21 protein-coding genes are annotated in these 19,810 nt (G+C 70.9%); 8 read left to right on the forward strand and 13 right to left on the reverse strand.

The window, feature by feature from the left end:
• Positions 1-11 precede the first annotated feature (11 nt).
• Entirely contained in the window at positions 12-758 is a 747-nt protein-coding gene (locus FK219_RS03425; protein WP_165638033.1) for an SDR family oxidoreductase, read from the forward strand.
• Positions 759-948: 190 nt separating this feature from the next.
• Here the strand turns inward: FK219_RS03425 and leuA are convergent, their stop codons facing one another.
• A complete protein-coding gene (gene leuA, locus FK219_RS03430; protein WP_152583034.1) occupies positions 949-2,715 on the reverse strand; it encodes a 2-isopropylmalate synthase in 1,767 nt (588 codons plus the stop codon).
• 378 nt (positions 2,716-3,093) lie between these two features.
• Between leuA and FK219_RS13580 the strand changes: the two genes are divergently transcribed.
• Together FK219_RS13580 and FK219_RS03435 are read left to right on the forward strand one after the other, a co-directional pair.
• Positions 3,094-4,389 (forward strand): sensor histidine kinase, encoded by a 1,296-nt coding sequence (locus FK219_RS13580; RefSeq protein ID WP_235923720.1) that lies wholly within the window; start codon positions 3,094-3,096, stop codon positions 4,387-4,389.
• Positions 4,390-4,489: 100 nt separating this feature from the next.
• Complete coding sequence (locus FK219_RS03435) at positions 4,490-5,182, forward strand: response regulator transcription factor (RefSeq protein WP_328821588.1); 693 nt, start codon at positions 4,490-4,492, stop codon at positions 5,180-5,182.
• 127 nt (positions 5,183-5,309) lie between these two features.
• On the opposite strand, the gene era is transcribed toward FK219_RS03435, so the two are convergent.
• The 8 genes from era to hrcA all read right to left on the reverse strand — a co-directional run bounded on the left by era (position 5,310) and on the right by hrcA (position 12,558).
• Positions 5,310-6,230 (reverse strand): GTPase Era, encoded by a 921-nt coding sequence (gene era, locus FK219_RS03440; RefSeq protein ID WP_152583037.1) that lies wholly within the window; start codon positions 6,228-6,230, stop codon positions 5,310-5,312.
• Positions 6,227-7,579 carry a hemolysin family protein gene (locus tag FK219_RS03445; RefSeq protein ID WP_152583038.1) on the reverse strand — a complete coding sequence of 451 codons (1,353 nt, stop codon included), beginning with the start codon at positions 7,577-7,579 and terminating at the stop codon, positions 6,227-6,229. The genes era and FK219_RS03445 overlap by 4 nt, the downstream gene beginning before the upstream one ends.
• A complete protein-coding gene (gene ybeY / locus FK219_RS03450; protein ID WP_152583039.1) occupies positions 7,576-8,043 on the reverse strand; it encodes an rRNA maturation RNase YbeY in 468 nt (155 codons plus the stop codon). Before ybeY ends, FK219_RS03445 begins: the two co-directional genes overlap by 4 nt.
• 1 nt (position 8,044) lies before the next feature.
• Positions 8,045-9,124, reverse strand: coding sequence for a PhoH family protein (locus FK219_RS03455; protein WP_152583133.1), 1,080 nt, complete (start codon positions 9,122-9,124; stop codon positions 8,045-8,047).
• A gap of 127 nt (positions 9,125-9,251) precedes the next feature.
• Positions 9,252-9,605, reverse strand: a complete 354-nt coding sequence (locus FK219_RS03460; protein ID WP_152583040.1) for a histidine triad nucleotide-binding protein — start codon at positions 9,603-9,605, stop codon at positions 9,252-9,254.
• A 65-nt stretch (positions 9,606-9,670) separates the two neighbouring features.
• Positions 9,671-10,426 carry a 16S rRNA (uracil(1498)-N(3))-methyltransferase gene (locus tag FK219_RS03465; RefSeq protein ID WP_152583041.1) on the reverse strand — a complete coding sequence of 252 codons (756 nt, stop codon included), beginning with the start codon at positions 10,424-10,426 and terminating at the stop codon, positions 9,671-9,673.
• Positions 10,427-10,434: 8 nt separating this feature from the next.
• Complete coding sequence (dnaJ, locus tag FK219_RS03470; RefSeq protein WP_152583042.1) at positions 10,435-11,538, reverse strand: molecular chaperone DnaJ; 1,104 nt, start codon at positions 11,536-11,538, stop codon at positions 10,435-10,437.
• On the reverse strand, positions 11,539-12,558 hold the full coding sequence (hrcA, locus tag FK219_RS03475; RefSeq protein ID WP_152583043.1) for a heat-inducible transcriptional repressor HrcA: 1,020 nt from the start codon (positions 12,556-12,558) through the stop codon (positions 11,539-11,541).
• Positions 12,559-12,822: 264 nt separating this feature from the next.
• Between hrcA and FK219_RS03480 the strand changes: the two genes are divergently transcribed.
• Both FK219_RS03480 and FK219_RS03485 read left to right on the forward strand, forming a co-directional pair.
• Positions 12,823-13,221: a DUF4870 domain-containing protein gene (locus tag FK219_RS03480; protein ID WP_152583044.1), complete on the forward strand. Its 399-nt coding sequence runs from the start codon at positions 12,823-12,825 to the stop codon at positions 13,219-13,221.
• Positions 13,222-13,289: 68 nt separating this feature from the next.
• A complete protein-coding gene (locus FK219_RS03485) occupies positions 13,290-13,661 on the forward strand; it encodes a DUF4870 domain-containing protein (RefSeq protein WP_152583045.1) in 372 nt (123 codons plus the stop codon).
• A gap of 13 nt (positions 13,662-13,674) precedes the next feature.
• Here the strand turns inward: FK219_RS03485 and hemW are convergent, their stop codons facing one another.
• A complete protein-coding gene (gene hemW, locus FK219_RS03490; protein WP_152583046.1) occupies positions 13,675-14,901 on the reverse strand; it encodes a radical SAM family heme chaperone HemW in 1,227 nt (408 codons plus the stop codon).
• A 243-nt stretch (positions 14,902-15,144) separates the two neighbouring features.
• On the opposite strand from hemW, the gene FK219_RS03495 reads away from it, so the two are divergent.
• Together FK219_RS03495 and FK219_RS03500 are read left to right on the forward strand one after the other, a co-directional pair.
• The gene (locus FK219_RS03495) at positions 15,145-16,263 is read left to right on the forward strand and encodes a flavin-containing monooxygenase (protein ID WP_152583047.1); all 1,119 of its coding nucleotides are present in this window, start codon (positions 15,145-15,147) and stop codon (positions 16,261-16,263) included.
• Entirely contained in the window at positions 16,260-16,964 is a 705-nt protein-coding gene (locus FK219_RS03500) for an HAD family hydrolase (RefSeq protein WP_152583048.1), read from the forward strand. Before FK219_RS03495 ends, FK219_RS03500 begins: the two co-directional genes overlap by 4 nt.
• 28 nt (positions 16,965-16,992) lie before the next feature.
• On the opposite strand, the gene FK219_RS03505 is transcribed toward FK219_RS03500, so the two are convergent.
• Positions 16,993-17,373, reverse strand: coding sequence for a hypothetical protein (locus tag FK219_RS03505; protein ID WP_152583049.1), 381 nt, complete (start codon positions 17,371-17,373; stop codon positions 16,993-16,995).
• A complete protein-coding gene (gene truB / locus FK219_RS03510) occupies positions 17,370-18,248 on the reverse strand; it encodes a tRNA pseudouridine(55) synthase TruB (RefSeq protein ID WP_152583134.1) in 879 nt (292 codons plus the stop codon). Before truB ends, FK219_RS03505 begins: the two co-directional genes overlap by 4 nt.
• A gap of 57 nt (positions 18,249-18,305) precedes the next feature.
• On the opposite strand from truB, the gene FK219_RS03515 reads away from it, so the two are divergent.
• Positions 18,306-19,307, forward strand: coding sequence for a ketopantoate reductase family protein (locus tag FK219_RS03515; RefSeq protein WP_152583050.1), 1,002 nt, complete (start codon positions 18,306-18,308; stop codon positions 19,305-19,307).
• A 7-nt stretch (positions 19,308-19,314) separates the two neighbouring features.
• Here FK219_RS03515 and FK219_RS03520 read toward each other — a convergent pair whose 3' ends face one another.
• Positions 19,315-19,785, reverse strand: a complete 471-nt coding sequence (locus FK219_RS03520) for a small multi-drug export protein (RefSeq protein ID WP_152583051.1) — start codon at positions 19,783-19,785, stop codon at positions 19,315-19,317.
• Between the last annotated feature and the right edge of the window lie 25 nt (positions 19,786-19,810).

Below are 19,810 nucleotides of genomic sequence, written 5' to 3' on the forward strand. Positions count from 1 at the left end.
AGAATTCGAGTGTGACCCTGCTCATCACCGGCGGCACCGGACCCCTCGGCCGCCCCACCGTCGAAGCTCTGCGCGCAGCCGGCGTCGAGCCGCGCATCCTGAGCCGCCGTCCCGGCGACGCGCACGTCGTCGCCGACCTGCAGTCGGGAGTCGGCCTGCGCGAGGCACTCGACGGCGTCGACACGGTGCTACACCTCGCCACGAACCGACGGTCGGATGCTCGTGCGACCCAGCACCTCGTCGACGCTGCTCGTTCCGCGGGGGTGCAGCACCTCGTGTACCTGTCGATCGTGGGCGTCGACGCTGTGCCGCTCGGCTACTACCGCGCGAAGCGCGCGTGCGAGGAACTCGTCGCCGGCTCCGGCCTGCCGTTCACGATTCTGCGGGCGACGCAGTGCCACGACTTCGTGGCGGGGTTCTTCCGCGCCCAGCGACTCCTGCCGCGCGTGATCGCGCTCGACGCGCCGTTCCAGCCCATCAGTACCGCGGCGGTCGCCGACCGGCTCGTATCGCTCGCGGGCGCGGAACCGGCGAACGGGCGTGCCGACGACCTCGGCGGCCCCGAGGTGCTGCCGATGGCCGAGCTCGCCCGGCAGTGGCTCGTCGCGCACGGCGCGTCGGCGGAGGCGGCCCCACGCCGGGTCGTCGAGTGGCGCGCGCCCGGCGCGCTCGTCGCCGCCTACCGCGCCGGGCTGCACACGACCGGGGCGCCCGGGCCGGGCATCCGCTTCGCGGAATGGGCCGCGACCACGCGCTGACGCACGTTCCCGTGCCCCGTTCGTCTCCACAATTCAGGAGACGGCGCCGCACGCTCGCGCGTGGCCGCGCTCTCACGGCGTGTCGACGGCCGCGCCGCGTCATCGACTCCTGAATTGTGGAGATCGCAGAGCGAGGCGCGGGCGGGATGCGGCGGTCGGCCCGCGGGCCGACCGCCGAGCGGCGCACGTTCTACGCGCCGACGAGCTCCCCGGCGCGGTCGGAGGCGTCGAGCCTGATGGCACGGTTGACCGCCGAGACGACGGCCTTGAGCGACGCGGTCGAGATGTCGGCGTCGATGCCCACGCCCCACAGCGTGCGGCCGTTGACCTCGAGCTCGACGTAGCTCGCGGCCAGAGCATCCCCGCCGGCGCTCAGCGCGTGCTCGACGTAGTCGAACAGGCGGATGCTGATGCCGTGCGACTGCATCATGCTGAGGAACGCCGCGACGGGACCGTTGCCGGTCGCCTCGGTCGCGGCGATCTCCTCTCCGTCGCGCAAGGTCGCGTTGAGGGTGACCGTGCCCGTCATGTCGGAGGCCGTGCGGGTCGACAGCAGCTCGAAGCGGCCCCACTTGGCGTCTGCGTCGGGTGCGGGCAAGTACTCGTCCTGGAAGATCTCCCAGATCTGGTCGCTCGTGACCTCGCCACCGTCGGCGTCCGTCTTGGCCTGCACGACGTGGCTGAACTCGATCTGCAGCTTGCGGGGCAGGTCGAGCTTGCGGTCGGTCTTGAGCAGGTAGGCGACTCCGCCCTTGCCGGACTGCGAGTTGACGCGGATGACCGCCTCGTACGAGCGGCCGAGATCCTGCGGGTCGACGGGCAGGTAGGGAACACCCCACGGGATGTCGTCGGTCGTCACGCCCGCGGCCTGAGCCCGAGCATCCATCGCCTCGAAGCCCTTCTTGATGGCGTCCTGGTGGCTTCCGCTGAAGGCTGTGTAGACGAGGTCGCCCGCCCAGGGGCTGCGCTCGTGCACCTTGAGCTGGTTGCAGTACTCGGCCGTGCGCTTGATCTCGTCGAGGTCGCTGAAGTCGAGCTGCGGGTCGATGCCCTGCGTGAACAGGTTGATGCCGAGCGCGACGAGGTCGACGTTGCCGGTGCGCTCGCCGTTGCCGAAGAGGCAGCCCTCGATGCGGTCGGCTCCGGCCAGGTAGCCGAGCTCGGCGGCGGCGACGGCGGTGCCGCGGTCGTTGTGCGGGTGCAGGCTCAGGATGACGTTCTCGCGGTGGGCGAGGTGCCGGTTCATCCACTCGATCGAGTCGGCGTAGACGTTCGGCGTCGCCATCTCGACCGTCGCGGGCAGGTTGATGATGACCTTGCGCTCGGGCGTCGGTTCGAGCACCTCGAGCACGGCATTGCAGACCTCGACGGCGTACTCGAGCTCGGTGCCCGTGTAGCTCTCGGGGCTGTACTCGTAGAACACCTCGGTGCCGGGCACCATCGACTCGAACGAGCGGCACAGGCGCGCGCCCTCGAGCGCGATCTGCTTGATGCCCTCGCGGTCGCTGCGGAACACGACCTCGCGCTGCAACACCGACGTCGAGTTGTAGAAGTGCACGATCGCGCGCTTGGCGCCCTTGATGGACTCGTAGGTGCGCTGGATGAGGTGCTCACGGCACTGCGTGAGCACCTGGATGGTCACGTCATCCGGGATGAGGTCGTCCTCGATGAGCGTGCGCACGAAGTCGAAGTCGGTCTGGCTCGCGCTCGGGAACCCGACCTCGATCTCCTTGAACCCCATGCGCACGAGCAGGTCGAACATGACCCGCTTGCGCTCGGGACTCATCGGGTCGATGAGGGCCTGGTTGCCGTCGCGCAGGTCGACGGCGCACCAGCGGGGTGCGTGCGTGATGCGCTTCGTCGGCCACGTGCGGTCGGGCAGCTCGACGCGAAGCTGCTCGTGGTACGGCTGATACTTCTGAATCGGCATGCCCGAGGGCTGCTGGCGGTTCTCCATGATGTGCTCCTGCTGGTCTCGTCTTGTCGCTGGGGGCGGGTCTTCAGCCGACGACGAACTCCGCGACGAGGGAGGCTGGTGGACTAAGCCTCGTCGCGGCAGCGAAGAAGGAGCTGGCCGAACACACTTTCAGGGTACACCCGCGCCCCGCTCGCCCGCCAACGCCGCGTCGCGCCGCCCTCTCGTGCCAGATCTGGCGCATATGGGCGCTTGCCGACGCGCGATCCTCCCATTTGGGGCGAATCTGGGCGTCTTGCGCGCGGCATGGTGGCGACGGGATGCTCGGCCTCAGCCTTAGGGATGAAACTGCTCCACCGCAGGGGTGAGCGGCGCGCGTTGGGGGCGACCGCGGGCCGCGCGGGCCCTAGCGTGGCGGACATGTTCGATTCACTCATCACGTGGTTCACGCCGCAGCGCCGCGCGCGCATCGCCTTCCCGCTCGAAATCGTGCTCGGCGCGTGGCTCGCGCTCGCCGTGCTGCTCAACCAGCAGTGGTGGGGAGGCTTCGTGCACACGGCACTCAATGTGGGCGTCGCATTGGCCGTTGGTGTGGGCGTCGCCCTGCATCGCGCGCGTCCCGCCTGGGCACTCATCGCGCTGCTGATCACCGCGTTCGGACTTCTGCTGACCTTCGCGTTCGGCACCTCACTGAACCCGCTCGTGTTCGTGGGTGGGGCCGTGATCGTCTTCGGCGCTGCTGCCTATGGCGCCACGGCCGCTCGACGAGCATCGTTCGCGATCTCGGCGGTAACGGCGATCACTGTGATCGTCGCGGTGGCGCTAGGCGTTGGCGACCCCGGACGCGTGTACCCCACGGTGTTTATCGCGCACCTCCTCAGCTATAGCATCTGGCCGGTCCTGGCCCTGCTGCCGTGGGTGCTCGGCGAGCTCGTGCGGAGCATCCGGAACCGCCGCACGCTCAGCGCGACCGTCGCGACCGTGAGCACGCAGCGCGACGCCGCCCTCACGCGCGCCGACCTCGAGGCCGAGCGCACGCGGGTCGCCCGCGACGTGCACGACGTGGTCGCGCACTCCCTCACGGTCGTGATCGCGCAAGCCGACGGCGCGCGCTACGCGACAGCGCAGCGTGACGAGCAGGCCGCCGATGCCTTCGAGACGATCGCGCAGACGGCACGGGATGCCCTCGCCGACGTGCGCGTGCTGCTCACGGGCCTGCGCCACACGCAGGAGGACGGCCCCCAGCCCGGGCTCGGCGACCTCGACGGGCTACTCGACTCGATGCGCGACGCCGGGCTGACACTTGCCGTGCGCGAGTTCGGCAAGCGCGGCCACCTGACCGAGACGCGCGCGCTCGCGCTCTACCGCATCCTCCAGGAGACACTCACGAACGCAATGCGGCACGGCGCGCGCGACGAGCCGACCGTCGTCGAGCTCGAGTGGGGCGCCGACGCCGTCGACCTCATCGTGACGAACGCCGCACCGGCCAGCGCAGCCGCCGAGCACGCCGAGTCCGCCGAGCCGCCGCACCGCGGCCACGGCATCGACGGCATGCGCGAGCGCGCGACCCTCGCCGGCGGCGTGCTGAGCGTGCATGAGGGCGAGACGTTCCGCGTGCGGCTGCGGCTGCCCGTCGAGCCGAGCCCTGAGCCTGCGGAGCCGGGAGAGGACGCTCGGTCGGCCGACGTCAGCGAGTCGCCGGAGGTCAACGCATGACGACCCCGCCTCCTCCCGCGCCCGTTGTCGTGCAGCTCACCCTCGTCTCGATCCCCCGCACCGCCGACCTCGCGACCACCCTGCCGTGGAGCCTGCGCTCGTGACCACCCCGATCAGCGTCCTGCTCGTCGACGACCAGCCGCTGTTCCGGCGCGGGGTGCGCATGCTCGTCGACTCGCAGGCCGACCTGACGGTGGTCGGCGAGGCCAGCGACGGCGCGGAGGCGGTCACCGCTGCGGCAAAACACGCTCCCGACGTCGTCCTCATGGACATCCGGATGCCCCGGGCCGACGGCATCGCGGGCACCAGGGGCATCCTGCGCAGTGCCGAAGAGTCGGGCCGCACACCGCCGCGCGTGATCGTGCTCACGACGTTCGACCTCGACGATGCGGCGCTGCGGGCGATCCGCGCGGGCGCGAGCGGGTTCCTGCTCAAGGATGCCGAGCCCGAGTTCCTGCTCGCCGCCATCCGCGCCGTGCACGGCGGCCACGCGGTCGTCGCACCCGGCGCGATCGGCGACCTGTTGGCGCACGTGGATGCTCGCCCGCGGCCCGCCACCGCCGCATCGTCCGCGGCGCGCGAGGAGGCACTCGGCGCCCTCAGCAAGCGCGAGCGCGAGATCTTCACCGCGGTTGCTGAGGGGCTCAGCAACGCCGAGATCGCCGCGCGCGAGTTCGTCGCCGAGGCGACGGTGAAGTCCCACGTGGGGCGCATCCTGGCGAAGCTCGGGCTGCGCGACCGAGTGCAGGTCGTGCTCTACGCCCACGACCACGGCCTGCTACCCCGCCGCTAACGCGACGCTTTCTGCGCCAGATCTGGCGCGAAGGGGCGCGTGGTGGAGGAGGTACAGCCAGTTTGCGTCAGATCTGGCACATGACGGCGACGCCGGTGCGGGATGCTCGGGGCGCAGCCGCGCGGCCTTAGAACCCGAGCTTGCCGAGCTGCTTGGGGTCGCGCTGCCACTCCTTGGCGACCTTGACGTGCAGCTTGAGGTACACGCGCTGGCCGAGCAGCGCCTCGATCGAGTGCCGAGCACGCGTGCCGACCTCGGTGAGGCGCGACCCGCGGTGCCCGATGATGATGCCCTTCTGGCTGTCGCGCTCAACCCACACGTTGGCGAAGATGTCGAGCACGGCCGAGCCCGACCGCTCGGTCATCTCATCGACGGTGACGGCGAGCGAGTGGGGCAGCTCGTCGCTCACGCCTTCGAGCGCGGCCTCGCGGATGAGCTCGGCGACCCGGTCGATCGCGGTCTCCTCCGTCACAGCATCCGCCTCGTAGAGAGGCGGCGAGACGGGCATGAGGGCGATCAGCTCGTCGGCGAGCAGGTCGACCTGGTCGCCCGTGACGGCCGAGAGCGGAATGACCGCATCCCACTCGCGCAGCTCCGACACGGCGAGCAGCTGCTCGGCGACCCGCGCGCGCGAGGCATCGTCGGTCTTGGTCACGATCGCGATCTTGCGCGTGCGCGCGAAGCTGTCGAGCTGCTCGTTGATGAAGCGGTCGCCCGGCCCGATCGGCTCACCCGCGGGCACGCAGAACCCGATGACGTCGACGTCGCCGAGGGTGTCCTGCACGACGGCGTTGAGCCGCTCGCCGAGGAGCGTGCGCGGCCGGTGCATGCCCGGCGTGTCCACGACGATCAACTGCCCGGCTGCGCGGTGCACGATCCCCCGGATCGCGCGTCGCGTGGTCTGCGGCTTCGACGAGGTGATGGCGACCTTCTCGCCGACGAGGGCGTTCATGAGGGTCGACTTGCCGACGTTCGGCCGGCCGACGAAGGTCACGAAGCCCGCGCGGTGCTCGCGGGAACCGCCGCCGCCTCGGCCGTCAGCGCTCACGAGGCGCTGCCGTGCTGCTCGAGCCGAGCATCCTGAATCGGGGTCGACCCGGTGTCTGTCGAGTTCGCGAACGCGAGCTTCGCGTCGATGAGGGCCTGGTCGGCCGAGACGAGCACCGTGACGACGCGCTTGCGTCGGCCCTCGGTGCGCTCGGCGGTGAGGTGCAGGCCATCGACCTCGGTCGTCGACCCGACCACGGGGAGTCGCCCGACGTGCTTCGCGAGCAGACCGCCGACCGTGTCGACCTCGTCGTCGTCGAGCTCGATGCCGAATAGGTCGCCGAGCTCGTCGACGGGCATGCGCGCGCTCACGCGGAACTCGTTGTCGCTCAACTGCTCCGACATGGCGACGTCGCGGTCGTACTCATCGCTGATCTCGCCGACGAGCTCCTCGATGAGGTCCTCCATCGTCACGAGGCCGGCGATGCCGCCGTACTCGTCGACGACGAGCGCCATGTGGTTGGAGGCGAGCTGCATCTCGCGCAGGGCGTCGTCGGCCTTCTTCGACTCGGGGATGAACAGGGCCGGCTTGGCGAGCTCCTCGACGCTCGTCGTCGCGCACGCGGCCGGCTGCTCGTAGGCGAGGCGGGCCGCATCGCGCAGGTAGATGATGCCGAGCACGTCGTCGCTGCTCTCGCCGATGACGGGGATGCGCGACACGCCTTTCGCGAGGAAGAGCGCCATCGCGTCGGTGACGGTCGACCCCTGCTCAATCGTCACCATGTCGGTGCGCGGCAGCATCGTCTCGCGCACGATCGTCTCGTTGAAGTCGAAGATCGAGCGGATGAGGTCGCGGTCGTCGGCGTCCAGCACGTCGAGGTCGGTCGCCTCGTCGACCATGCTCAGCAGCTGCTCCTCGCTCGAGAAGGTCGCGCTCTTCGGGCGGCCCGGCGTGACCCGGTTGCCGATCGCGACGAGGGCATCCGCGATGGGCCCGGTGATGAGCCGGACGGCTCGAATGAGCCAATCGGTGTAGCGGAGCATCCCGCGAGGGTTTGCGCGACCGACGCTGCGCGGGCTGGAGCCGACGAGGATGAACGAGACGATGATCATGATCGCGGCGCTCAGCGCGAGGGCCGCCCACCACTCCTCGAAGATCGACGCGAAAGCGAGGGTCACGAGCACCGCGGCGAAGGTCTCGGCGACGATGCGGAGGAAGTTGAGAGCGTTGACGTGCGCCCCGATGTCGCCCGCGACCGCGTAGAGCCGCTTCGGGCGAGGGCGCGCGGCCGCAAGCTCGAGCAGGTCGTTGCGGCTCACGACGCTCAGGGCCGCGTCGATCGCGGCGAGGAGGCCGCCGAAGGCGACGAGCCCGAAGGCGATGACGAAGAAGACGACCGCGAGGGTCACGGCCGGCGCTTCCGCTCGTCGAGGGCGAAGCTCACGAGGATGTCGCGCTGCAGGCCGAACATCTCGCGCTCCTCGTCCGGCTCCGCGTGGTCGAAGCCGAGCAGGTGCAGGAGCCCGTGCGTCGTCAGCAGTAGCAGCTCGTCGAGCGTCGAGTGGCCGGCGGCCTCGGCCTGACCGACCGCGACCTGCGGGCACAGCACGATGTCGCCGAGCAGGCCGGGCGGCGTGGGCTCCTCGTCGCTGCCGGGGCGCAGCTCGTCCATGGGGAAGCTCAGCACGTCGGTCGGGCCCGGCTCGTCCATCCACTCGATGTGCAGGCGCTCCATCGCGCCCTCGTCGACGAGTTGAATCGCGAGCTCGGCGTCGCGGTGCACCTTCAACGCGTCGAAGGCGTGCAGCACGAGGCGCTGCAGGGCCGACTCGTCGATGTCGAAGCCCGACTCGTTGTTGATCTCGATCGACACGTCAGCGCCCTCCGGTCTCGGGTCGCGGGCGCCGGGGGAACCGGTCGCGGGGCTGCGCCGCGCCACCACGCGCGCCGCCGAGCCCGGCGCGACGCTCCGCGCGGTTGCCGCCGCGAGCATCCGCGCCGCCGTCGCCTCTTCGGCCGTGCTCGCGCTCGTACTGCTGTGCCTGCTTCTGCGCGTCGTACTTCGTGTAGGCGTCGACGATGCGGCCGACGAGCGAGTGGCGCACGACGTCATCGGAGGTGAGGCGCGCGAAGTGGATGTCGTCGATCTCACCGAGCACGCGGGTCACGAGCTGCAGACCGCTCGCGCCCACGGGCAGGTCGACCTGCGTGATGTCGCCCGTGACGACCATCTTCGAGCCGAAGCCGAGCCGAGTGAGGAACATCTTCATCTGCTCAGGGCTCGTGTTCTGCGCCTCATCGAGCACGATGAACGAGTTGTTGAGCGTGCGCCCGCGCATGTACGCGAGCGGCGCGACCTCGACGACGCCCGTCGTGAGCAGCTTGGGCACGAGCTCCGGGTCCATCATCTCGTTGAGCGCGTCGTAGAGCGGCCGCAGGTAGGGGTCGATCTTGTCGGTGAGCGTGCCCGGCAGGAACCCGAGCCGCTCCCCCGCCTCGACGGCCGGGCGCGTGAGGATGATGCGCTCGACCTCCTTGCGCTGCAGCGCCTGCACGGCCTTCGCCATGGCGAGGTACGTCTTGCCGGTGCCCGCGGGGCCGATGCCGAAGACGATCGTGTTGAGGTCGATCGCGTCGACGTAGGCCTTCTGGCCGAGCGTCTTGGGGCGGATGCTCTTGCCGCGACTCGTGAGGATCGCCTGACTCAGCACCTCCGCAGGGCTGCCCGCACCGGCATCGAGGATGCGCTTCGAGGAGGTCACCTCGGTCGGCCCGAGATCGTGACCCTGCCGCACCATGGTGATGAGCTCGTCGACGAGACGGTAGGCCGCGTCGACCTGAGAAGCGTCGCCCTCGAGCGTCACCTGGTTTCCGCGCACGTGCACGTCGACGAGCGGGTACTGGGCTTCGAGCGTCGTGAGCAGGCGGTCCTGCGGGCCGAGCAGCCGCACCATGGCGACGCCGTCGACCTCAAGAGACCGCCGCGCGGTCGCGGCGGACGCAGGCGCGGAGGACGCAGAGGCGGGTGACGCAGGGGCGGGGTTCGCGTCGGCGGCGTTGGTGTTGTTCGCCGCGAGATCGTCAGTCGGCAAGGGTTCCTTCGGCTAGGCCGCCCGCGAGGACGTGGGCGTGAACGTGGAAGACGGTCTGGCCCGCATTCGGGCCGGTGTTGAACACGAGGCGGAATTCTCCGTCGGCGTGCTCTCGCGCGAGCTCCTGTGCGACGGCGACGACCTCGGCGAGCAGGCCGGGGTCTCCCGCGGCAAGCTCGGCAACGTTGCGGTACTGCGCCGTCTTGGGCACAACGAGGAGGTGCACGGGCGCCTTCGGGGCGATGTCGCGAAAGGCGATGACCGTGTCGGTCTCGTGCACGATGTCGGCGGGAATCTCGCGCGCGATGATGCGCTCGAAGATCGTCGGCTCGCTCGTCGTCATGGTGTCCAGTCTAGAGCGAGGCACCGATGGCCGCCGGGGAGTCGCTCAGGGTGCCGCAGGCGCGGTCACCAGCGCCCGAGCGCGGCATTGAGCAGCGCGATCGCCGCCGGCCCCGCCGTCGACGTGCGCAGCACGGTATCCCCGAGCCGCACACGGTGGGCGCCCGCCGCCTCGAGCTCGGCGAGCTCGGCATCGGTGATGCCCCCCTCCGGCCCGACGACGAGCACGAGGTCGCCCTCCCCCAGGTCGGTCGCCGTCAGCGCGGTGAGCGGGCGCTCGCCCGCAGTGTCGAGCACGATCATGACGGCACCGGATGCTCGTGCCGCCAGCTCCCGCGTCGAGACGAGCCGCTCGACCTCGGGCAGCCACGGCCGCAGCGACTGCTTGCTCGCCTCCCGCACGATCGACTGCCAGCGCGCGACGCCCTTGGCGACCTTGGGGCCCTCCCACCGCGACACGCTGCGCGCGGCGTGCCAGGGGATGACACCGCCGACGCCGAGCTCGGTCGCCGCCTGCACAGCGAGCTCGTCGCGATCGCCTTTGGCGAGCGCCTGCGCGAGCAGGATGCGCGGCGCGGGCCGCTCGTGGCGCTCGACGTGCTCGACCCGCAGTGCGACGGCGGCCGGATCCGCCTCGGTCACGGTGCCGTGCAGCACGAGACCGGCGCCGTCGCCGAGCCGCAGGCTCTCGCCGGGGCGCACGCGTGCGACGGTGACGGCGTGCCGGGCATCCGCCCCCTGCACGGAGACGACCACCCCGGGAACCTCGCCCGCTGCGCTCAGCTGCGCCGCGAGGCTCTCGTCGAGGTAGAAATGCGCCATCGGGCGAGCTACAGGTTGAGGAAGCGGTCGCGCAGCTTGGAGAAGAGCCCCTGCTGGAACGTCGCGAACTGGGGCGGCACAGGCCGACGGCTCGCGGCGAACTGCTTGATGAGCTCGGTCTCCTTGCTGTTGAGCCGGGCCGGGGTGACGACCTGCACGCCGATCTTCAGATCGCCGCGGCCGGAGCCGCGCAGACGCGTGATGCCGCGGTCCTTGATCGTGATGATCTCGGCGCTCTGCGTGCCGGCCTTGAGCTCGACGCTCACGTCGCCGTCGAGGCCCGGGAGGGTGACGGTCGTGCCGAGGATCGCGTCGGCCATCTGCACCTCGACGGTCGCGAGCAGGTCGTCGCCGTTGCGGCTGAACGTCTCGTGCGTCTTGACCTTCATCTCGAGGTACAGGTCACCGTTGGGGCCGCCCGCGGGGCCGACCTCGCCTTGACCGGGAAGCTGGATGCGCAGGCCCGTGTCGACTCCCGCGGGAATGTCGACGGCGACGGTGCGGCGCGCGCGCACGCGGCCCTGGCCGGCGCACGTCGGGCACGGGCTCGGGATGACGGTGCCGTAGCCGCGGCACGTGCCGCACGGGCTCGAGGTGAGCACGTTGCCGAGCAGGCTGCGCACGGTGCGCTGAATCTGACCGGAGCCCCGGCAGATGTCGCACGTGGCGGGCTCGGTGCCGGGTGAGCAGCAGGAGCCGTTGCAGGTCTCGCACAGCACGGCTGTGTCGACCTCGATCTCGCGATGGGTGCCGAAGATGATCTCATCGAGCTCGACCTCGACACGCAGCAGGGCGTCCTGCCCGCGCTCGCGGCGCGACCGGGGGCCGCGCTGCGACTGCCCTCCTCCGAAGAACGTCTCGAAGATGTCGCCGAAGCCTCCGAATCCGGATGCTCCGCCCATGCCGCCGCTGCCGCCCATGTCGTACTGCTGGCGCTGCTGCGGGTCGCTCAGCACGTCGTAGGCGTGCGTGACCTGCTTGAACCGCTCCGCCGCCTCCCCGCTCGGGTTGACGTCGGGGTGCAGCTCTCGTGCGAGGCGTCGGTACGCCTTCTTCACCTCATCGGCGCTCGCACCGCGATCGATTCCGAGCACTTCGTAGTGGTCTGCCACTTATTCCTCACCGAGCAGTCGCGACACGTAGCGCGCCACGGCGCGGACCGCTGCCATGTTGTTCGAGTAATCCATTCGGGTGGGGCCGAGCACCCCGAGTTTCGCGCTCGAGTCGCTGCCCATGCTGTACGCGCTCGTGACGACGGCCGCCTCCTGCAGCGCCACATCGTTCTCGCGGCCGATGCGTGCCGACACCCCCTGGCTGTCGAGCTGCATCTCGCTGAACAGCTTCAAGAGCGTCACCTGCTCCTCGATCGCCTCGAGGACGGGGTAGACGCTGCCCGCGAAGTCCTGCTCGGTGCGCACGAGGTTGGCGGCACCCGCCATCACGAGCCGATCGGAGCGGTGCTCGTCGACGTGCCTGAGCAGGGCATCCGCGACCACACGAACGGCTTCCCGCCGATCGGGGGCGAATTGGCCGTCGAGCGTGCCGGCAACGGTGCCGACTTCCGCGAGAGCACGGCCGGAGAGCGCGGCGTTGAGCTTCGCCCGCAGCTCCCCCACGAACACCTCGTCGGCCTCGACCGGTAGTTCGATCATGCGCTGGTCAACGCGACCGCCGTCGGTGATGAACACCGTCATGAGGCGCGTCGGGCTCATGGGCACGAGTTCGATGTGCCGCACGCGCGCATTGCCGAGCGTCGGGTACTGCACGAGCGCGACCTGGTTGGTCAGGGAGGAGAGCAGGCGCACGGTGCGCGCGAAGACGTCGTCGAGGTCGACCGACTGATCGAGGAAGGCGGCGATGGCCTGGCGCTGGCCGGCGCTCAGCGGCCGCAGGTCGGCGAGCTGGTCGACGAAGACCCGGTACCCCTTGTCGGTCGGCACCCGACCCGAGGAGGTGTGGGGTGCCGAGATGAGCTCCTCTTCTTCGAGGAGCGCCATGTCGTTGCGGATCGTCGCGGCGGAGACGCCGAACTGGTGGCGATCGACGATCGCCTTCGAGCCGACGGGCTCGCGAGAGGCGACGTAGTCCTGCACGATGGCCCGCAAGACGTGCAGAGCGCGGTCGGAAACCATCCTTGCCCCTCTCCTCGTCGTGCTCGTCGTCGTGGCTGTTCTCATGGCCGTCGTCGTGGCCGCGCCGCTGGCACTCGAAACCACTGACTGCCAATTCTACCCCGCCACACCGTGAGCGCATCGTTGCCTCCGACGGAGGTGCGCACTACGGTGATGGTGTGCTCGCACCGCGCGGAGCAGTTATGCACACCGCAACGATGCGAGTCACACGTCAGGCTCCACCCCGGGTCCCTCTTGTTCGGACGATTGAAAGGCAGCACCCACATGACTGAGTCCACTCCGCCCCCCGCAGCTCCGCAGCCCGCCCAGCCCCTCAGCGAGACCGAGGACCGCCAGTGGGCTTCCTTCGCCCACCTCGGCGGAATCCTGGGCTTCCTGCCCGCCCTCATCATCTGGCTCGTCTTCAAGGACCGCGGTTCGTTCACGAACCAGGAGGCCAAGGAGGCCCTGAACTTCCAGATCACGGTGGCGATCGCGCAGGTCGTCATCTTCATCCTCAACGCGATCCTCGGCGCCGTGACGCTGGGCCTCTGGGCGCTCATCGGCTGGATCTTCCCGCTCGCCGTGTGGGTGTTCGCCGTGATCTTCTCGATCATGGGCTTCACCAAGGCGAAGGACGGCACCGCATACCGCTACGCCGTGTCGATCCGCCTCATCAAGTAGGTCATCACTTTCCGCCCACGGGGCCCGCGCGCTATCGCGCCGGGCCCCGTGCGGTGTTTAATGGCCCCATGAGCCAACAGCCGCCCGTCAACCCGTACGCCACCGCCCCCGCACCCCTGCGGCCCGAGGACGAGAAGCTGTGGGCGACATTGATTCACGTCGGCGGCATCTTCTTCGGCTTCGTGCCCGCCCTCGTCGGGTACCTCGTGCTCAAGGACCGCGGGCCGTTCATCCGCGGCCACTCCATGACGGCGCTCAACTTCCAACTCACGATGCTCATCGGCTACGTCGCCGGCTACGTGCTGGCCTTCGTCTTCATCGGGTTCCTCGTGCTGCTCGCCGTAGGAGTCGTCATCATCGTGTTCGGCATCATTGCCGCGATCGCCGCCAACCGCGGCGAGGAGTACTACTACCCCGTCGCGATCAAGTTCTTGAACTGACGCGGTCGACGGCCTAATCCGGCAGCAGTCGTCGCACGACAGCGTCGGCCAGCAGCCGCCCGCGCAGGGTCAGCACGATGCGGCCCGCGAAGGCGGCGGCCGGTTCGATGAGTTCGTCGGCGAGCAGGCCAGCGACTGCGTGCCGCCCCGACGGCGTCAGCAGCTCGCGGTCCAGACCCTCGCGCAGCCGCGTCTCGAGCAGAACGCGCTCGACGCGCCGCGTCTCGGCGTCGAGCGTCTCGCGACCGGCGGCGGGGCTGACTCCTGCCCCGACCCGCTGCGCATAGGCGTGCGGGTGCTTGACGTTCCACCACCGCACGCCGCCGACGTGGCTGTGCGCGCCCGGGCCCACACCCCACCAGTCCTGGCCCGTCCAGTAGGCGCGGTTGTGCCGCGAGCGCTGCTCGGGTGCCGTCGCCCAGTTGCTGACCTCGTACCAGTGGTATCCGGCCGCCGTGAGCCGAGCATCCGCCGCCTCGTAGGCCGCCGCGTGCAGGTCGTCGTCCACGGGAGGCACCTCGCCGCGCGCGATCTGGCGCGCGAGCTTCGTGCCCTCCTCGACGATGAGGGCGTAGGCGCTCACGTGGTCGGGCCGCTCGGCGAGCGCGGCCGCGAGGCTCGCCTCCCAGTCATCGGGCGACTCGCCGGGCGTGCCGTAGATGAGGTCGAGGCTCACGGCGAGGCCGGCCGCGCGCGCCTCGGCGACGCGGCGCGCGACGTTCTCGGGGTCGTGCGTGCGCTCGAGGGTGCGCAGCACGTGCGGCACCGCCGACTGCATGCCGAACGAAACGCGCGTCACGCCGGCGTCGGCGAGGGCCGCGAGGCCGGCGGCGTCGATCGAGTCGGGGTTCGACTCGGTCGTGACCTCCGCGTCGGGCGCGAGACCGAATCGGTCGCGCACCGCGCCGATCATGCGGGCGAGGTCGGCGGGCGGCAGGATCGTCGGCGTGCCCCCGCCGAGGAAGACCGTGCTCGCAGCCCGCGGCGGCAGGCCCGCGGCGTCGAGCACGCGCGCGGCGAGGTCGAGCTCGGCGATCGCCTGGTCGGCGAAGTCGCTGCGCTTCACCCCGCGCACCTCGTCGGCCGTGTACGTGTTGAAGTCGCAGTAGCCGCACCGCACGCGGCAGTAGGGCACGTGCAGGTACACGCCGAGTTCGCGCTGCTCGGCGCCCTCCGCGACGGTCGACGGCAGCGCCCCGTCCTCGGGAGCCGGGTCGGCGATCGGCAGGGCGCTGGGCACGGCTCCATTCTCCCAGCCCAGGGCAGGCTGCGGCGCCGGGCACCTCGCGGGCCTGCGCGACCTGCGCGGCACCGCCTCCCGTGCGGCATCTCCACAATTCAGGACGAGACACTGCAGAACGAGGGCCGGGATGCTCTGCCGGGCGTGTCGCGCGGTGCGAGCATCCCGAACTCCTGAATTGTGGAGACGCCGCACCCGTCGGTCGGGGCGTCGACGCCGAAGAACGCGAGTGGAGAGCATGCCGTGACGACGAGCCCTGACCACGACACCGCGCTGCCCGAGACCACCGAGGTGCTCATCGTCGGCGGCGGGCAGTCCGGCCTCGGTATGGGGTACCGGCTGCGCGAGGCGGGCGTGCCCTTCGTGATCGTCGACGACCGCGATCGGGTCGGCGACGTGTGGCGGGCGCGCTGGCGCAGCCTCGTGCTCTTCACCCCGCGGCGGTTCTCGGCACTGCCCGGGCTGCCCCTGCCCGACTCGGCGGGCTACTACCCCACGAAGGACGAGATCGCCGACTATCTCGAGGCGTACGCCGAGAAGCACGCGCTGCCCGTCGTGGCACAGACGCGCGTCACGGCGATCACCCGCGACGGTGACGGCGACGGCCGCGGCTTCGTCGCCGACACGACCCGCGGCACCGTGCACGCGCGCGCGGTCGTCATCGCGACGGGTCCGTTCCAGTACCCGCGCGTGCCCCGCGTCGCCGCGGGCCTGCACCCCGAGGTCGTGCAGGTGCACTCGACCGCGTACGAGGGCCCGGAGGATCTGCCTCCCGGACGCATCGCGGTCGTCGGCGGCGGCAACTCGGCTGCACAGCTCGCCGACGAGCTGTCGGCGACGCACGAGGTGACCATGATCGCGCCGCAGAAGCCGTGGTTCATTCCCGAACGCGTCCTCGGGGCGACCGTGTACTGGCCCCTCAAGCTCTTCGGCATCCTCAGCTCGCCCGCCGACAGCCGCATCAGCGAGTACATCCACTCTCGCGGCGACGGCATCCTCGGCACGCAGGCGAAGCGCGCCATCCGAGCGGGGCGCCTGCGACTGCTCACGAGCCGCGTGGTCGGCGCCGCCGGTCGAGAACTCGAGCTGCAGGACGGAACGCGGGTCGAGGTGGATGGGGTGCTGTGGGCCACCGGGTTCCGCGCCCACTACCCCTTCGTGCAGGTCGACGGTGCGCTGACCGAGCACGGCGCACCTCGTCACGACCGCGGCGTCTCCCCCGTCGACAGCCTGTACTGGATCGGCCTGCCCTGGCAGCGCCGACTCGATTCCTCGATCATCCACGGCATCGCCGCCGACTCACGCGAGCTCGCCGAGGTCGTGCAGAGCCGCGTGCGCCGCTCTGGCAGGGTGGAGGGGTGACCACCACCATCCTCTGGGACGTCGACGGAACCCTGCTGCTGAACGCCTACTCCGGCGGCGGTGAGCTCTACCACTCGGCCGTCGAGCGCGCCGTGGAGCGCGAGCTCGGCCCGGCCCTGCCGCGCACGCACGGCAAGCCCGATGGGCTCATCCTCAGGGAGATCCTCACCCACTTCGGCTACGGCGACGAGTGGCACGAGCGCGCCCGCACGGTGCTCGACGACCTCTCGGTGGAGCGCGCTGAGAGCGGCGACCGTCGCGAGACCGCACCGGGAGTCGAGGATGCTCTGCGCGCGTGCGCCGCCCGCGGGTGGCGCAACGCCCTCCTCACGGGCAACTCGCTCACGCGCTCGCGCGTCAAGCTCGAGGGCGCCGGGCTCACGGCTGCGGCGCTCGGCGACGCGGCGTTCGACTGGCAGCGCTCGTACTTCGGCGCGACGGCGCGCGACCGCAGCGAGATCACCGCGGCCGCGCGCGCGGCCCTCCCCGACGACGCGCTCGTCATCATCGGCGACACCCCGCGCGACGACGAGGCGGCTCGGGCCGCGGGCATCCCGTTCATCGCCGTCGCGACGGGGGCGTTCACGGTCGAGGAGCTGCGGCAGACAGAGGCGATTCTCGTCGTACCCGATCTCGTCGCCGGGCTCGACGAGGTGCTTGCCGCCATCGCCGCGCTGCCCGCGGCCCGCAGCGGCGCCTGACGGCCGCGGCGCCTGACGCCCGCGGCGCCTACACGACGGGCGTGTAGATCTGCACGAACCAGATCTGCTGCATGCGGTAGAGCATGACCGCCACCGTGATCGCGGCGACCCCGAGGATGACGGTCGCCCACCGCGAGCGGTCGATGAGCGCCCAGATGATGGCGAGTACCGGCAGTAGCAGCGCCGTGACGAGGTAGATCCAGTACTCGACCGGGTCGCCCGTGGGCGCGTTGCCCGCGAACGGCGCGACGATGGAGATGACGATCTGAGCGAGAAGCAGCAGCGCGACGAGGGCCGAGCCGAGCACGGAGACGTCGTTGGGCTTCGTGCCGATGCCGCCGAGCACGAGGCACACGAGCCCGACGAGCAGCGCGACGACGATCTGCGCGATGGTGAACCACTCGATCATTCGGCCGCCTCCTGAGGGAATCCCACCAGCGTACGGCCGACACCCGCCCGCACCGACACGAGGGCGACGAGTCGACCTCGCGCGTCGACGGCGGCGAGGGGCTCGGCATCGGGCGAGTCGGGCTGTGCGAGCGTCTTGCCGTGGCCGAGATCTCGCGCCTGGACGTCGCTCACCCTCAGCACCGGGAAGAGCTGCGCCGCCACCTCGGCGGGCGGCACGAGCGCCTCCGGCGCGATGTCGTCGACCGCGACGGCGCGTGACGTGTCGAACGGGCCCACGCGCGTGCGGCGGAGCGCCGTGAGGTGTCCGCCGACCCGCAGATCGGCGCCGAGGTCGCGCGCGAGCGCGCGAATGTAGGTGCCCGACGAGCAGTCGATGCGAGCATCCACCTCGATGCCGTCAGCCTGCCGACGCACGGCCAGCACCTCGAAAGCGCTCACCGTCACGCGGCGGGCCGCGAGCTCGACCTCCTCGCCAGCGCGCACGCGATCGTAGGCGCGCCGCCCATCGACCTTGATGGCGCTCACGGCGCTCGGCACCTGCTCGATCTCGCCGGTCAGGCTCCGGATGCCCCGCTCGAGCCTCTCCTGCGTGACCGCCTCGAGCGCCGCCGGGTCGGCAGTGCCGAGCGGCTCGCCCTCGGCGTCATCCGTCGTCGTCGCGACGCCGAGCCTCATGGTCGTCTCGTACGTCTTGTCGAGGCCGACGAGGTAGGTGAGCAGGCGCGTGGCCGGGCCGACGCCGAGCGTCAGCAGGCCCGTTGCCATCGGGTCGAGGGTGCCGGCGTGGCCGACCCTGCGCGTATCGAGGGCGCGGCGCGCGCGGGCGACGACGTCGTGGCTCGTGAGGCCCTGCGGCTTGTCGACGAAGAGCATCCCGGCGGTCACAGCATCCACGCTACCGCTCGGTGCGCAGTGCGTAGGATGCCGAGCATGCGCATCGCCGTTCTCGGAGCCGGGGCCGTCGGCGGCACCCTCGCGGCGCTCCTCCACCGCGCGGGGCACGACGTGGTCGTGACGGCGCGCGGCGAGCACGGTGCCGCCATTGCGCGCGATGGACTGCTGCTCACGGGCGGCTGGGGCGACCACCGGGCCCGTGTGCGCGTCGTGGACGCCCTCGTGGCCCCGCTCGACCTGCTTGTCGTCACGACGAAGGTGCACGACACCGCGGCAGCCCTCGAGGCCGCCGCGCGCATCGACGGCACGCCCGCGCTCGTCGTGCAGAACGGCCTCGGCGGCGAGGCCGCGGTGCGGGATGCTCTGCCGCACTCCCCCGTCGCGATCGGCCTGGCACTCTTCGCCGCGAGCCTTCTCGAGCCAGGGCACGTCGACGTGACGGGCCCGAACCCGCTCGTGCTCGGCGGTGACCCTGCGGCGGTCGCCGTCGCGCTGCCCGCGCTGCGCTCGGCTCTCCCCGCGGAGGTCACCGTGGCCGACGACATCGTGGGCGCGCAGTGGACGAAGCTGCTCGTCAACCAGGTCAACGCCCTGCCGGCGGTCACCGGGCTGAGCGTGCAGGAGGTCGTCGCGCACGACGGACTGCGCGCGGTTCTCACGCGCGGCATGCGGGAGACGGCGACCGTCGCGCGGGCGAAGGGTCTGCACCTGGCACGCATCGGAGCCGTCGGGCCGGACGAGGTCGCGCTGCTGTTGAGCGACGACCCTGCCGCGGGCGAGGCGGTGCCGCGGGCTCTCGCCGCCAGGATGGGGGACGTGCCGAATCCGGCATCGACGTTGCAGAGCATCCGTCGGGGGCGCGCCACCGAGATCGACGCCCTCAACGGTGTCGTCGTGGCTGCCGGGGCGGAGGGCGGCGTCGCGACGCCCGTGAACGCGCTCATGGTCGAGCTCGTGCACGAGGTCGAGCGCACGGGCGAGTTCCTCGACCCCGCCGCCGTTCTCGCCCGGCTCTCCGCGTCACCGGCTCAGGACTAGCGGGCGATCAACCGACGACGGCCGCCACGAAGCCGAGTCCGAGCAGCCCGAAGCCGAGGCCCCACAGCGTGATCGACACGATCTGCCACAGGATGACGCGCTGGCGCGACGCCCCGAAGCCGACCATGAGGCCCGACGTGATCTGGCTCGGCAGCAGGGTCTGGCCGAGCAGGCTCACCCCGGGCACGCCCCACGCATCGAAGCGCCGCTTGAAACGCTCCCGCCGCGGTGAGAGCGGCTGCTCGTGGGCTCCCGCCGCTCCCCGCACTCGGCCGGCGAGCAGCACGACGAGCACCATCGAGATCACATTGCCGAGGATCGCTGCGGGGATCGCCACGAGGGGCGACGCACCGGCGAGGATGCCGATCGGCGCCGCGAAGTACGACTCGATGAACGGCACGGCCGCCGCGGCCATGATCACGAGCCACTGCCAGATCGGGTCGACGGTGGCGGTGTAGTCCTGCAGGTCGGCGAGCATGCGCATCCTTCTCGGTGGGTCGATT

The organism is Microcella pacifica (genome assembly GCF_009371975.2).
Classification (GTDB): Bacteria; Actinomycetota; Actinomycetes; order Actinomycetales; family Microbacteriaceae; genus Microcella; species Microcella pacifica.